The sequence below is a fragment of the Pseudoxanthomonas yeongjuensis genome, assembly GCF_010093345.1.
Lineage (GTDB): Bacteria > Pseudomonadota > Gammaproteobacteria > Xanthomonadales > Xanthomonadaceae > Pseudoxanthomonas_A > Pseudoxanthomonas_A yeongjuensis.
Genome location: NZ_PDWT01000006.1, coordinates 154013 through 167849, shown reverse-complemented (window position 1 = coordinate 167849; position 13837 = coordinate 154013). Strand labels below are relative to the sequence as shown.

10 protein-coding genes are annotated in these 13837 nt (G+C 66.3%); 8 read left to right on the top strand and 2 right to left on the bottom strand.

Translation table 11 applies throughout. The features are described 5' to 3' along the window. Nucleotides 1-108: 108 nt before the first annotated feature. From rluD to CSC74_RS14615, 4 genes are read left to right on the top strand one after another with little or no spacing between them, the layout of a single operon-like run. The gene (gene rluD / locus CSC74_RS14630) at nt 109-1119 is read left to right on the top strand and encodes a 23S rRNA pseudouridine(1911/1915/1917) synthase RluD (RefSeq protein ID WP_162315224.1); all 1011 of its coding nucleotides are present in this window, start codon (nt 109-111) and stop codon (nt 1117-1119) included. Next, a complete protein-coding gene (gene pgeF, locus CSC74_RS14625; protein WP_162315223.1) occupies nt 1116-1889 on the top strand; it encodes a peptidoglycan editing factor PgeF in 774 nt (257 codons plus the stop codon). Before rluD ends, pgeF begins: the two co-directional genes overlap by 4 nt. Further along, the gene (locus CSC74_RS14620) at nt 1886-2416 is read left to right on the top strand and encodes a DUF4166 domain-containing protein (RefSeq protein WP_162315222.1); all 531 of its coding nucleotides are present in this window, start codon (nt 1886-1888) and stop codon (nt 2414-2416) included. The genes pgeF and CSC74_RS14620 overlap by 4 nt, the downstream gene beginning before the upstream one ends. After that, complete coding sequence (locus CSC74_RS14615) at nt 2400-2825, top strand: thiol-disulfide oxidoreductase DCC family protein (RefSeq protein ID WP_162315221.1); 426 nt, start codon at nt 2400-2402, stop codon at nt 2823-2825. The genes CSC74_RS14620 and CSC74_RS14615 overlap by 17 nt, the downstream gene beginning before the upstream one ends. A gap of 127 nt (nt 2826-2952) precedes the next feature. On the opposite strand, the gene CSC74_RS14610 is transcribed toward CSC74_RS14615, so the two are convergent. Next, complete coding sequence (locus CSC74_RS14610; protein ID WP_162315220.1) at nt 2953-5394, bottom strand: TonB-dependent receptor plug domain-containing protein; 2442 nt, start codon at nt 5392-5394, stop codon at nt 2953-2955. 268 nt (nt 5395-5662) lie between these two features. On the opposite strand from CSC74_RS14610, the gene CSC74_RS14605 reads away from it, so the two are divergent. The 4 genes from CSC74_RS14605 to CSC74_RS14590 all read left to right on the top strand — a co-directional run bounded on the left by CSC74_RS14605 (nt 5663) and on the right by CSC74_RS14590 (nt 11930). Next, complete coding sequence (locus CSC74_RS14605; RefSeq protein ID WP_162315219.1) at nt 5663-6154, top strand: DUF3574 domain-containing protein; 492 nt, start codon at nt 5663-5665, stop codon at nt 6152-6154. 343 nt (nt 6155-6497) lie between these two features. Next, complete coding sequence (locus CSC74_RS14600) at nt 6498-8096, top strand: SulP family inorganic anion transporter (RefSeq protein ID WP_162315218.1); 1599 nt, start codon at nt 6498-6500, stop codon at nt 8094-8096. A gap of 711 nt (nt 8097-8807) precedes the next feature. After that, on the top strand, nt 8808-11408 hold the full coding sequence (gene clpB, locus CSC74_RS14595; protein ID WP_162315217.1) for an ATP-dependent chaperone ClpB: 2601 nt from the start codon (nt 8808-8810) through the stop codon (nt 11406-11408). A gap of 90 nt (nt 11409-11498) precedes the next feature. Further along, the gene (locus CSC74_RS14590) at nt 11499-11930 is read left to right on the top strand and encodes a hypothetical protein (RefSeq protein ID WP_162315216.1); all 432 of its coding nucleotides are present in this window, start codon (nt 11499-11501) and stop codon (nt 11928-11930) included. A 172-nt stretch (nt 11931-12102) separates the two neighbouring features. On the opposite strand, the gene ybaL is transcribed toward CSC74_RS14590, so the two are convergent. After that, nucleotides 12103-13800: a YbaL family putative K(+) efflux transporter gene (ybaL, locus tag CSC74_RS14585; protein ID WP_162315215.1), complete on the bottom strand. Its 1698-nt coding sequence runs from the start codon at nt 13798-13800 to the stop codon at nt 12103-12105. Between the last annotated feature and the right edge of the window lie 37 nt (nt 13801-13837).

Below are 13837 nucleotides of genomic sequence, written 5' to 3'. Positions count from 1 at the left end.
GCTGGGTCATGGGCTGGCGGAAGGCCGCGGCGGGGAAACGGAACGGCGATGATAGCCTAGGCGCTGCCCAAGCCATGAACGTGCGGCCAACATGCCGCCTGCAAAGCCATGAACGACACCCCCCCAATCGACGATTCCGACTCCTCCGACACCCCGGAAGACGATTCCCCGCGCACCGCCGTGGTTCCGGCCAGTGCCGCCGGGCGCCGTTTCGACGCGGTGCTGGCCGAATTGTTCCCCGAGTATTCGCGCACCCGCCTGTCCGAATGGATCAAGTCCGGGGATGCCCGCCTGGATGGCGGAATCGTGCGCGGACGCGACTCCGTGCGCGGCGGCGAGACCGCCAGCCTGGACGTGATCCTGGATACCCAGACCCATGCCCTGCCCGAGGACATCCCGATCGAGGTGCTGTACGAGGACGCCGACGTGTTCGTGCTGAACAAGCCCGCCGGCCTGGTGGTGCATCCCGGCGCCGGTAATCCCGACGGCACCCTGGTCAACGCCTTGCTGTTCCGCGACCCGTCGCTGTCCACGATCCCGCGCGCCGGCATCGTCCACCGCCTGGACAAGGACACCAGCGGGGTCATGGTGGTGGCGCGCACGCTGCCGGCGCACACCGCGCTGGTCGAGCAGTTGTCGTCGCGCGAGGTGCATCGCCAGTACCTGGCGATCGTGGTCGGCTCGATGGTCTCCGGCGGCACCGTCAATGCGCCGATCGATCGCCATTCGCGCGACCGCATCCGCATGTCGGTGCGCGAGCAAGGCCGCGACGCGGTCACCCATTACCGCCTGCGCGAACGTTTCCGTGCCCATACCGCGCTGGAATGCCGCCTGGAAACCGGCCGCACCCACCAGATCCGCGTGCACATGACCCACCTGAAATACCCGATCGTCGGCGATCCGCTCTACGGCGGCCCGCTGAAACTGCCCAAGCACGCCACCGAGGAGCTGGTCGCCGCGTTGCGCGGCTTCAAGCGCCAGGCGCTGCATGCGGAAATCCTGGAGTTCAAGCATCCGACCAGCGGCGAATCCTTGCGTGTGTCCGCGCCCGTGCCCGCCGACATGCTCAACCTGCTCGCCGCGCTGCGCGCCGACGGCGAGGCGCAGAAGCAGCGATGAGCGCGGCGTTGCGGGCGCAGTGGCCGGTGCCGGCGAACGTGCATGCCTTCACCACGTTGCGCCATGGTGCAGGGGCTTCAGTGGCGCCGTTCGACGAGTTCAATCTGGGTAACCGGCATGCGGCCGATGGCGATGATCCGGTCATCGTGGATCGCAACCGGATCGAGCTGGTGGAGCGCTTCGAACTGCCGTCGCCCCCGCACTGGCTGCGGCAGGTGCACGGGACGGAGGTATTGCGCTTCGATCCGGATGGCGTTGCGCAAGGCGCGGAACCCATCGCCGATGCTTGCGTAACCTCGACTCCCGGCGTGGTCCTCGCCATCCTCACCGCCGACTGCCTGCCGGTGGTGTTCGCCGCCGAGGATGGCGGCGAGATCGGCGCGGCGCATGCCGGCTGGCGCGGGCTGGCAAGCGGCGTGCTGGAAAACACGGTCGCGGCGATGCATACGCCCGCCGCGAAGCTCGTCGCCTGGCTGGGGCCGGCGGCCGGGCCGCAGGCCTACGAAATCGGCGAAGAGGTATTCGATGCCTTCGTCTCGCAGGACGCGCGCGCCGCATCCGCTTTCGCAGCCACGCGTCCCGGGCACTGGCGGGTCGATCTTTACGAACTCGCCCGCCAGCGCCTGGCGGCACTCGGCATCAGCCGCGTCCACGGCGGCGGCCTGTGCACGATTTCCGATCCGCAGCGCTTCTATTCGCATCGCCGCAGCACCTCCGAGGCGGGCGGGCGCACCGGGCGCATGGCGACCGTGGTGTGGATGGCCCCATGAGCGACGCGCTGTTCCAGCGCGTGCTGGGCACCGGATTCGACAGCTTGTCGCCGCTGCTCAAGGCCCTGCACCTGGCGCCGGGCCTGCGGCTCTATCGCGGCCAGGTGCAGGTCGAGCGTGGCGCCCATCCGATCGCGCGCGTGCTGGCCTGGGCCACGCGATTGCCGCCTGCCAGTCAAGGCGAAGTGCGGGTCGAGATCGACGCACGGGAACAGTGCGAGAAATGGACCCGGCATATCCACGGACACGCGATGCCGTCGCGCTTGTGGAGCGCCGATGGCCTGCTGTGCGAACGCCTGGGCCTGGCGACGTTCGGTTTCCGCCTGTCGGTCGAGCGTGGCGCCATTGTCTGGCGCGTGGCACGGGTGGCGGCGCTCGGGCTGCCGCTGCCGGCGCGCTGGTTCGATGGGGTCGTCGCGCACGAATCGGAAGAGGCGGGTCGTTACTGTTTCGACGTGCGCGCGGCCTTGCCTGTAGCCGGCTTGCTGGTGCGTTACCGGGGCTGGCTCGATGTCCCGTCGGCATAGGGCGGCCGCGGCCCCGGTCATCGTCTTCGACGGCGTCTGCGTGCTGTGCAACGGCTGGGTGCGTTTCCTGCTGAAGCGCGACCGGGGTCGCTATCGTTTCGCTTCGATGCAATCGGACGCCGGCCGCGCGCTGCTGGCCGGCCACGGACTCGATCCGGATGATCCGGCTTCTTTCCTGCTGGTGGAAACAGAGGGCATGGAACCAGGCCGTGCCTGGACCGACAGCGATGCGATACGGTGCGTGCTCACCGGATTGGGCGGTCCATGGAGAATCGCGGCGCTCATCGCGCTGATCCCGCGCTTCCTGCGTGATCCGTTGTACAGGATGGTCGCGCGCAATCGTTACCGCTGGTTCGGCACGACAAGCTGCACGGTTCCTACCGAAGCCCAGCGCAACCGTTTCCTGTAACGACCAGCGCTTAGGAGCGACGCTCGTTGTAGGAGCGACGCAAGTCGCGAAGTCATGAAGCCCTGGGTTTCAAGACTTCGCGGCTTGCGCCGCTCCTACAAAGGCGCCGCACCTGCAGGGTGCGCGATCAGAACGTATAGCGGATCCGCGAGTAGTAGTAGGCGCCGTTGCTGCCGATCGGCGACAGCACGTCGTAGGGCAGGTTGCCGAAGTAGGCGATGTCGTCGATGGAACGGTCCGGGTATTCGTCGGTCAGGTTCTGCCCGCCCAGGGCGATGCTCCATTTCGGCGTGATCCGGTATTCCACTTCCGCATCCAGCTGCCACTCGGCACCGTAGGTCTGCTTCGGCTCGAAGCCGCCGCCGAAGTTGAAGATGCGGGTGGCGCTGCCGTGGCGGCTGACCCGGGTCAGCAGATTCCACTGATCGCTCGCCCAGTTGGCCGACAGCAACGCACGGGTGCGTGGTGCGGCATCGGTCAGGGTGTTGCTTTCCTCGATGCCGAACAGCACGTAGTCCGGGTCCAGCGCCTGCAGTTCGGCTGGCGTGGCGGCGATGCGCTTGATCTCGGTCTTCGCATAGCTGTAGGTGCCGCTCAGCAGCAGGTCGCCGCTGCCCAGCTTCTGCCGCCAGTTGGCGACCAGCTCGGCGCCTTCGGTGCGGGTATCGGCCGCGTTGATGAAGAAGTTCACGCTCTGCACACCCGGCACGCCGAACTCTTCCAGGACGAATTCGGTCAGCGCGTCCCCGCTGATCCGTTCGGTCAGGGCCACGCGGTCGTCGATGTCGATGCGGAACACGTCCAGCGAAACGTCGAAGTGCTCGCCGATCCGGCTGGTGAAGCCGAGGCTGAGGTTCACCGATTTCTCCGGATCCAGCGGCCGTGCGCCCAGCGCCTGCGCTATCGGGTTGTTCACCGACAGCAGCCGTCCCTGCAGCAGTTGCCCGGAGGCGTCGTAGCCGGTCGAGGTGGCTTCATAGCCGATCTGGCTCAGCGAGGGTGCGCGGAAATTGTTCGACACCGAGCCACGCAGCGCGAACGCGGGCGCGAATTCGTAGCGCGCGGCGAGTTTGCCGGTCAGCTCGCCGCCGAAGTCGTCGTAATGCTCGTAGCGCGCGGCGACGTCGGTGCTGAATTTCTCGCCGAACTGGCTGGAAAGGCTGGCATAGGCGCTGGCCACGTCGCGGGACAGGTGGGCCACGTCCTGCGGCGTGAGTCCGCCACCGGCCTGCGAGCCGGTGGGGCGGTCGGTGTAGGGGCCGGCCGCGTAGGACGCGGGATCGCCGGCGCCGGTATCGTATTGCTCCCGGCGGAATTCCACTCCGGTGGCGAAGGTGTGGTGGTTGCTGTCGGCATCGAAGCCGCGGCTCACGTCGAAGTTGGCCAGTGTCTGCTGGAATTCGTAATCGCCGGTCTTGAATTGGGTCGGGCTGCCCGGGCCGAGCGAGGCATTGAGCGAATTTTCGAGACGGTAGGTGAAGGCATTCCGGCCGTAGTTGAGGCTGGCGTCGTAGTCCCAGTCGCCCCATTGCCCGCGCAGGCCGGCGACGCCGGCCACGTCCAGGTTCTCGCCGATGGAGATCGGGCGGTAGCCCTCGGGATACACCTCTTTCCAGTTGGCCACGCCATCGGGATAGCGGAAATAGTTGGCGCCGCGGGTGTCGCTCTGGTGCCAGGTGCCGAAGGCGTAGAACTCGGCGTGCTCGCCGACCGGCACCGCGCTGTTGAGCCAGGCGTTGAGGGCCCTGGATTCGCCATCGCCCAGGGAATAGTTGCGCTGGCCGGCCAGGGCCAGGTTGTCCGGGGTCTGTTCTTCGAAGAACGGGATCTGGTCGAAGCCCGCGCGGTTGGTGCCTTCGCGATTCTTCAATTCCACGCCCACGCGGAAGAAACCGCCGTCGCCGAGGCCACTGCCGACCTGGGCGCTGGCGAAACTGGTCTGGCCGTCGGTGACAGTCCGGTCGATCGGTTCGATATCGGTGTGATGCGCGCCGAAGCCCGCTTCATAAGCGCCGCCTTCGGGCGCGTCGTCGAGGATGACGTTGATCACGCCGGCGACCGCGTCGGAACCGTATTGCGCGCCGGCGCCATCGCGCAGCACTTCGATGCGCTTGATCGCGCTGACCGGGATCGCGTTGAAATCGACCGGCGTGGTGCCCTTGCCGATCTTGCTGTCGGTATTGACCAGCGCGCTGGTATGCCGGCGCTTGCCGTTGACCAGGACCAGGATCTGGTTGGGGCTCAGCCCGCGCAACTGCGCGGCGCGCACGTGGTCGGCGCCGCCCGAGTTGGACTGGCGCGGGAAATTGAACGAGGGCAGCAGGGCTTGCAGGGCGCTGCCGAGTTCGCCGTTCAACACACCGGCCTTGCGGATGTCCTCGGCGCTCAGCACGTCGATGGGCGAAGTGGATTCCAGCACCGTGCGGTCGGTGGCGCGGGTACCGGTGACGATGACCGTGTCGAGGTTGGTGGCTTCTGCCTGCGCCTGGACTGCCTCCTGCGCGAAGGCGGGACTGGTCAGTGCCAGGGCAATGGCGACGCCGAGCGGCGTCACGAGGGGACGGGACATGGGGGGCTCCTGGAGGTTTTTCGGATCGGGTGCGGATAGCGCGGGACGAGGGCTCAGCCGCGACAGCATTGCGGACGAATGGAAGGGAGGTTCAAGTTCGTCGGGCCTTCGTCGAGCGTTATCGTTTCGTAATGCAGATACCTTAATTGCATAAGCGGGGCAGCGACATGCTTGCGGCATGGGCTTTGCGCATCAGCTCATGCCTTACGGTTATTTCGGGTGCGGGTAAGATGAAACCAGAGTAGCGGCTGTTTTCAGGAGCGACGACATGGTTCTACGCGGCACCCTTTTACGCGGCACGCTGTTCGCCATGCTGGTCGGGCTGAGCGCGTGCGTCACCCAACCCCGCGCCGCACCTGCGCCGACGGGCGTCTCGGCCACTTTGCAGGGCGACGTGGCGCGGCCTGCGCAGGCCCTGGGCTGGGTGCGCAGCGAACTGTACTTCGGGGTTGGCGAGGAAACGGGTCCGGCCGACCGTCCGCAGGCAGAACCGATCAGTCAGGCGCAGTGGCGCGCGTTCCTGGACAAGGAAGTGACGCCGCGCTTTCCCGATGGGCTTACCGTCTTCGATGCATATGGCCAGTGGCTGTTTCGCGGGGCGAAGGAGCCGAACCGGCTCAACACCAAGGTGCTGGTGATCCTGCACGAGGACACGCCGCAGCGGACGGCGGATATCGAGGCGATCCGGCTGGCGTGGAAGCAGGCGACGAAGCACCAGTCGGTGTTGTGGTCGAAGCAGGCGGTGGAAGTGTCGTTTTAAGCTGCATCTCTTCAATATGAGGGGACACGTTCGCGCAAACACTCGCGGAAACAAAGTAGCAACCCTTCCCCCGCTTGCGGGGGAAGGTGCCGAAGGCGGATGGGGGCGCTTTTCGCGTCAACCTCCGACATTAAAGCTTTCGCGCTGAAGCGCGAGTCACTTTTCTTTGAACGGCAAAGAGGCGCCTTTCAACAGCCCGAAGGGCTGGTCAAAGTAACCAAAAGAAAGCCGCCCTAACCTCGCGCCCAACGATGAAGCCGTTGGGTTCGCAAGCAGGACGGGATTCCGCAAAGTCAAAGGCAACAGCAGCATCCCAACCACCCCCGACCAGTCGAGTTCCCGAATGTCCACTACTCAAGCCCACCCCCGCCGCTGGTTCGTAGCCGGCGACCTCAACGGCTTCTTCGGGCTGGTGGTCGACAACCTGTCGATCCTCGGCTTCATCGCCATGGCCTTGATCGGCATCTTCGGGTTTCCCGCGGAGATCGTTTACCAGCGGATGTTCCCGGGCACCGCGCTGGGCGTGCTGGTCGGCAACCTGATCTATACGTGGATGGCGCGCAGGCTGGCGGCGAGGACCGGGCGCGACGACGTCACCGCGATGCCGCTGGGGCTGGATGCGCCGACCAGCATCGGCATGGCCCTGCTGGTGCTGGGGCCGGCGTTCGTGGCGTTCAAGCAGCAGGGCATGCAGGCGGACGCCGCGGCCCTCGCCACCTGGCAGCTGGGCATGGCCTCGCTGATCGTGATGGGCGTGTTGAAGCTGGTGCTGTCGTTCTTCGGCGATGCGGTGACGCGGATGGTGCCGCGCGCGGGCTTGCTGGGTTCCATCGGCGGCGCCGCGTTGACCTTGCTCGGCTTCCTGCCGCTGATCGAAACCCTGCGCTCGCCGGTGGTCGGCTTCGTCACCTTCGGCCTGTTGCTGTACGTGCTGGTCGCCAAGGGCAGGCTGCCGGTCAGGATTCCCGGCGTGCTGCTGGCTTTCATCGTCGGCACCGCGCTGTACTACGGGCTGGGGCTGGCTGGACTCGGCACGCCGGGGTTCGCACTGCCGCAGGCGGTGCCGCTGGGTTTCACCTTGCCGCTGCCGACGCTGGGTTTCCTCGATGGCCTGGCGTACACGGTGCCGTACCTGCCATTGCTGCTGCCGTTCGGCCTGCTGATGGTGGTCGGCGGGATCAACGTCAGCGAAAGCGCGCGCGCCGCGGGCGACGACTACCGCACCCGCGACGTGCTGCTGGTCGAAGCGGTCGCAACCCTGGTCGCCGGCTTCTGCGGGGGCGTCGTGCAGACCACGCCCTACATCGGCCAGCCCGCCTACAAGCACATGGGTGCGCGCAGCGGCTACACCTTGCTCACTGGCCTGTTCATCGGCCTGGGCGGCATCTTCGGTTACGTCTCCGGGCTGGTGCAGTGGCTGCCGCTGGCGGTGCTGGCGCCGATCATCGTCTATGTCGGCCTGGACATCACCGTGCAGGCCTTCCACGAAACCCCGCGCAAGCACGCGATCGCGGTTGCGCTCGGCTTCCTGCCCTCCATCGCCTATCTGCTCAACATCAAGCTCGGCAATCCGGCATGGATAGCGCCGGAGAAGTTCGCGGAACTCTACAGCGACGCCAACGGCCATGGCTTGCCCGACCTGGCCACCATCGTGACCCTGGGCAACGGCTTCATCATCACCGCGATGATCTGGACCACGGCGCTGGTGGCGATGATCGACGGCCGCATGCGCCACGCGGTGCTGGCGTTGTTGATCGGCGCGGCGTTGGCACTGTTCGGTTTCATCCACTCGGTGGATCCGCGTGGCGGCATCTACTTCCCATGGGACCTGGCCGGCCTGCCGAAGGCGATCATGTGGCAGTTCGCCGGTGCGTACGCGGCGCTGGCGTTGTTGCTGGGACTGTTGTCGTTGCAGAAGCCTGAAGAGCGGCCGACCGCGTAGGAGCGCCCCTTGGGCGCGATGCCCTTCGGCCCGCATCGACGATCCCGACGAAGAGCATCGCGGGCAAGGCCCGCTCCTACAAAAGCGGGTCGTCGGAATTCTCCGTAGGAGCGCCCCCTGGGCGCGATGCTTTTCGGCCCGCATCGACGATCCCGACGAAGAGCATCGCGGGCAAGGCCCGCTCCTACAAAAGCGGGTCGTCGGAATTCCCCGTAGGAGCGCCCCCTGGGCGCGATGCTTTTCGGCCCGCATCGACGATCCCGACGAAGAGCATCGCGGGCAAGGCCCGCTCCTACAAAAGCGGGGCGTAGGAATTCCCCGTAGGAGCGCCCCTTGGGCGCGATGCTTTTCGGCCCGCATCGACGATCCCGACGAAGAGCATCGCGGGCAAGGCCCGCTCCTACAAAAGCGGGTCGTAGGAAATCCCCGTAGGAGCGCCCCTTGGGCGCGATGCTTTTCGGCCCGCATCGCCGATCCCGACGGAGAGCATCGCGGGCAAGGCCCGCTCCTACAAAAGCGGGTCGTCGGAATTCCCCGTAGGAGCGCCCCTTGGGCGCGATGCTTTTCGGCCCGCATCGACGATCCCGACGAAGAGCATCGCGGGCAAGGCCCGCTCCTGCGGGAGCCCGGCGGGCTTGAATCACCGTGCCTTCAACCGCATCTGGATAGCATTGCCGGCACGCCGGCCCCCCTTTCCAGAGGTAGATCCCGATGCGGATGGACAAACTCACTTCGCGCTTCCAGCAGGCGCTGGCCGATGCGCAATCGCTGGCCGTGGGCCGCGACCACAACATGATCGAACCGGTGCATGTGCTGACCGCTTTGCTCGACCAGTCGGATGGCAGCACGCGACCGTTGCTGGCCCAGGCCGGGGTCAACGTGCCGGTGCTGCGCGAGCGCCTGGTCGAGGCGCTGGACAAGCTGCCCAAGGTCAGCGGACAGGAAGGGAATCTTTCCATCGGCAACGACCTCAACCGCCTGCTCAACCTCACCGACAAGCTGGCCCAGCAGCGTGGCGACGCGTTCATCGCCAGCGAATGGTTCGTGCTCGCCGCGGTCGACGACAAGGGGCCCCTCGGCATGGCCTTGCGCGCCGCTGGCGCCGACAAGGCCAGGCTGGAAGCGGCGATCGAGAAGATCCGCGGAGGCGAGAGCGTGCAGTCCGAGAACGCGGAAGAGCAGCGCCAGGCGCTGGAGAAATACACCATCGACCTGACCGAACGCGCCGAATCCGGCAAGCTCGATCCGGTGATCGGTCGCGACGAGGAAATCCGCCGCACCATCCAGGTCCTGCAACGCCGGACCAAGAACAATCCCGTGCTGATCGGCGAACCCGGCGTGGGCAAGACCGCCATCGTCGAGGGGCTCGCGCAACGCATCGTCAATGGCGAGGTGCCGGAGGGATTGAAGAACCGCCGGGTGCTGTCGCTGGACATGGGCGCGCTGATCGCCGGCGCCAAGTTCCGCGGCGAGTTCGAAGAGCGCCTGAAGGCGGTGCTCAACGACCTGTCCAGGACCGACGGTCAGGTGATCCTGTTCATCGACGAGCTGCACACCATGGTCGGCGCGGGCAAGGCCGAGGGCTCCATGGACGCCGGCAACATGCTCAAGCCGGCGCTGGCGCGCGGCGAGCTGCATTGCATCGGTGCGACGACGCTGGACGAATACCGCAAGTACGTGGAGAAGGACGCTGCGTTGGAGCGCCGCTTCCAGAAAGTCTTCGTCGGCGAACCGACGGTGGAAGACACCATCGCCATCCTGCGCGGCCTGAAGGAACGCTACGCCGTGCACCACGGGGTGGAGATCACCGATCCGGCGATAGTGGCAGCGGCCACACTGTCGCATCGCTACATCGCCGACCGCCAGTTGCCGGACAAGGCCATCGACCTGATGGACGAGGCCGCCTCGCGCATCCGCATGGAGATCGACTCAAAGCCCGAGGAACTCGATCGCAAGGAGCGCCGCCTGATCCAGCTCAAGATCCAGCGCGAGATGCTGAAGAAGGAAAAAGACGACGAATCGAAGAAGCGTCTCGCCGACCTGGAAGCGGATATCGAAGTGCTGGAACGCGAGTTCTCCGATCTCAACGAGATCTGGAAATCGGAAAAGGCCGCGTTGCAGGGCTCGACCAAGATCAAGGAACAGATCGAACAAGCGAGGCTTGAACTGGAAGCCGCCCAGCGCCACCAGGACTACGCGCGCATGAGCGAGATCCAGTACGGCCTGTTGCCGGAGCTGGAGAAGCAGCTGCAGACCACGCAGGAAGTGGATCGCAAGGATTTCATCCTGGTCCAGGACCGGGTGACCGCCGAAGAGATCGCCGAAGTCGTGTCGCGCTGGACCGGGATCCCGGTGAGCAAGATGCTGGAAGGCGAGCGCGAGAAGCTGCTGCACATGGAAGACGCGCTGCACGGCCGCGTGGTCGGGCAGGAGGAAGCGATCAAGGCCGTGTCCGATTCGGTGCGGCGCGCGCGCGCCGGCCTGTCCGATCCGGACCGGCCGTCCGGCTCGTTCCTGTTCCTCGGTCCCACCGGCGTGGGCAAGACCGAGTTGTGCAAGGCGCTGGCCGGATTCCTGTTCGACAGCGACGACGCGATGATCCGCATCGACATGAGCGAATTCATGGAGAAGCATGCGGTCTCGCGCCTGGTCGGCGCGCCCCCGGGCTACGTCGGTTACGAGGAAGGCGGTTATCTGACCGAGGCGGTGCGCCGGCGCCCGTATTCGGTGATCCTGCTGGACGAAGTGGAGAAGGCGCACCCGGATGTGTTCAACATCCTGTTGCAGGTGCTGGACGACGGCCGCCTGACCGACGGCCAGGGCCGCACCGTGGACTTCCGCAACACGGTGATCGTGATGACCTCCAACCTGGGCTCGCACCAGATCCAGGACCTGTCCGACAACAGCGGGTCGGATGCCGATTCGGCCGAGGCGTACACGCAGATGAAGGCCGCGGTGATGGCGGTGGTGCAGGCGCACTTCCGCCCGGAGTTCATCAACCGGCTGGACGACATCGTCGTGTTCCATCCATTGGACAAGGCGCAGATCCGCGAGATCGCGAAAATCCAGTTGCACGGCCTGGAGAAGCGCCTGGCCGAACGCGGCCTGCGCATCGAACTGGACGACAGTGCGTTGCAACTGCTCGGCAACGCGGGCTTCGATCCGGTCTATGGCGCGCGTCCGCTCAAGCGCGCGATCCAGCAGCAACTGGAGAACCCGTTGGCGCAGAAGATCCTGGTCGGGGAATTCGCCAGCGGCGACACGATCCGGATCCACGCCCGGGGTGCCGGGCTGGCCTTCGACAAGGCCTGATCCGGACCGCCCGTCGCTACCGGGTCGCGAGCAGACTGGGATTCAGCCGCGACCCGGCATCGTGGCTGCCCCTTTCCATGGAGCAGGCACATGCACAAGACCTTGATCGGCACTTCCCTGGCACTGGCGTTGTTCGCGCTCGCTCCCGCGGCGCAGGCCGCGCAGACCTGCAAGCTCAGCTTCAACATGTCCGGCTGGTCGGTGTTCTACAAGACCGCCTCCGGCACCGGCACCGTGACCTGCAGCGATGGCAGCCGCCTTGCGGTGAAGATTTCCGCGAAAGGCGGCGGGTTGACTGTCGGCAAGACGAAGATCCAGAACGGCACCGGCGAATTCGCCCGGGTCAACAACATCCGCGACGTGTTGGGCAGTTACGCTTCGGTCGAGGCCCATGCCGGCGCGGAAAAAGCCGCGCATGCGCAGGCCATGACCAATGGCGATGTTTCGCTGGCCCTCGCCGGCAAGGGTCAGGGCTGGGACCTGGGCGTGGCCTTCACCAAGTTCACCATCGAGGCGCGCTGAGCGCCCGAGCGAAGCATCAGGACCGTAAACAAAAAGCCCCGGATCTCCGGGGCTTTTTTTGATTCTTCGCGTGCCGGCAGGAAAGGTCGCCATCGTCGTAGGAGCGCCCGATGGGCGCGAGTTCTACGATCCGGTCGCGGCAAAAATCAAGAGCTCGCGCCCATGGGCGCTCCTACATGGGCGCCTCGGCTTTGCGCAGCGCACGGTAGGGCGGCGTCGACATCACCATCTCCGCCAGCGAATAGGCCAGCTCGCGTTCGGCCAGCACCGCGCCGTCGGCGCCGTGTTCCAGCAGGTGCTTCACTTCGGCATCGCTGTGCGCGCGGGCCAGCAGGGTCAGCGACGGGTTGATCGCACGCAGCTTGGCCAGCGCCTCGCCGGCTTCCAGCGGTTGCGGAATGGCGAGGATCGCGATCTTGGCTTTTTCCGGATGCGCCTCGGCCAGCACCCGGTCGGCGGCGGCGCTGCCGCGGATGCCGGGGATGCCGGCCGCGTGCGCGCGCTCCACATGCTGTTCGTTGTCGTCGATGATGACCACCGGCACGCCGCGCTCGCGCAGGACATCGGCCAGCGAACTGCCGACCCGGCCGTAGCCGATGACGATGGCGTGGTCGGTGAGGTCCAGCGACGGGCCCGGCGGCATTTCCGGCACGATCGCGGCGGGCTCCAGGCGCTTGTGCTTGGCTTCCCAGCGATCCAGCAGCATGAAGATCATCGGGTTGAGCATGATCGAGATCAGCGCGCCGGCCAGCACCAGGGCCTGGCCGGTGGGCGAGAGGATCTTCAGCGACACGCCGAGGCCGGCGATGATGAAGGCGAATTCGCCGATCTGGGCCAGGCTGGCGGAAATGGTCAGCGCGGTGCCGTTGGAGTGGCCGAAGGCGCGCACGATCACGAACGCGGCCAGCGACTTGCCGAACAGGATGATGCCGGTGGTGGCCAGCACCTGCCACGGATGCTCGATCAGGATGGCCGGGTTGAACAGCATGCCGACCGAGACGAAGAACAGCACCGCGAACGCGTCGCGCAGCGGCAACGAATCGTTGGCCGCCTTGTGGCTCAGTTCCGATTCGTTGAGCAGCATGCCGGCGAAGAACGCGCCCAGCGCGAACGACACCCCGAACAGTTTGGCCGAACCGAAGGCCACGCCCAGGGCGATGGCCAGCACCGACAGGGTGAACAGCTCGCGCGAACCGGTGCCGGCGATGCGTTCCAGGATCCACGGGATCGCACGGCGCCCGACCACCAGCATCACCGCCACGAACGCGCCCAGTTTGACCAGGGTCCAGCCGATGCTGACCGCGATGCTGCCGAAGGTCTGGGTGCCGCTGCCCGCCTGCTCGCCGAACACGTCGGCCAGTACCGGCATCATCACCAGCGCCAGGACGCAGGCCAGGTCCTCGACGATCAACCAGCCCACCGCGATCTTGCCGCGGGTGGTTTCCAGCAGGCGGCGCTCTTCCATGGCCCGCAACAGGACCACGGTGCTGGCGGTCGCCAGCGAGAAGCCGAACACGATGCCCTGCACGGTCGGCCAGCCCATGGCCCAGGCCAGGGCCCAGCCCAGCACCGTCGCCACCGCGATCTGCACGACCGCGCCGGGGATCGCGATCGCCTTGACCTCCATCAGGTCCTTCAGCGAGAAATGCAGGCCGACGCCGAACATCAGCAGCATCACCCCGATCTCGGCCAGTTGCGTGGCCAGTTCCTGGTCGGCGACGAAGCCGGGACTGAAGGGGCCGACGATGATGCCCGCGATCAGGTAACCGACCAGTGGCGACAAGCGCAGCTTGTTGGCGAGCGCGCCCAGTACGAAGGCAAGGGCCAGGCCAACGGCTACGAGGTCGATCAGGTCGGTGTCATGGGGCATCCGGTTTCCAGCAGGGGTCTGAGTGGGAACAAGTGTC

Excerpts from the sequence above, each read along its gene's own strand:
- ybaL (WP_162315215.1), bottom strand. The coding sequence starts at position 13,800 with ATGCCCCATGACACCGACCTGATCGACCTCGTAGCCGTTGGCCTGGCC.
- CSC74_RS14610 (WP_162315220.1), bottom strand. The coding sequence starts at position 5,394 with ATGTCCCGTCCCCTCGTGACGCCGCTCGGCGTCGCCATTGCCCTGGCA.
- pgeF (WP_162315223.1), top strand. The coding sequence starts at position 1,116 with ATGAGCGCGGCGTTGCGGGCGCAGTGGCCGGTGCCGGCGAACGTGCAT.
- CSC74_RS14615 (WP_162315221.1), top strand. The coding sequence starts at position 2,400 with ATGTCCCGTCGGCATAGGGCGGCCGCGGCCCCGGTCATCGTCTTCGAC.
- rluD (WP_162315224.1), top strand. The coding sequence starts at position 109 with ATGAACGACACCCCCCCAATCGACGATTCCGACTCCTCCGACACCCCG.
- clpB (WP_162315217.1), top strand. The coding sequence starts at position 8,808 with ATGCGGATGGACAAACTCACTTCGCGCTTCCAGCAGGCGCTGGCCGAT.
- CSC74_RS14590 (WP_162315216.1), top strand. The coding sequence starts at position 11,499 with ATGCACAAGACCTTGATCGGCACTTCCCTGGCACTGGCGTTGTTCGCG.
- CSC74_RS14605 (WP_162315219.1), top strand. The coding sequence starts at position 5,663 with ATGGTTCTACGCGGCACCCTTTTACGCGGCACGCTGTTCGCCATGCTG.
- CSC74_RS14600 (WP_162315218.1), top strand. The coding sequence starts at position 6,498 with ATGTCCACTACTCAAGCCCACCCCCGCCGCTGGTTCGTAGCCGGCGAC.
- CSC74_RS14620 (WP_162315222.1), top strand. The coding sequence starts at position 1,886 with ATGAGCGACGCGCTGTTCCAGCGCGTGCTGGGCACCGGATTCGACAGC.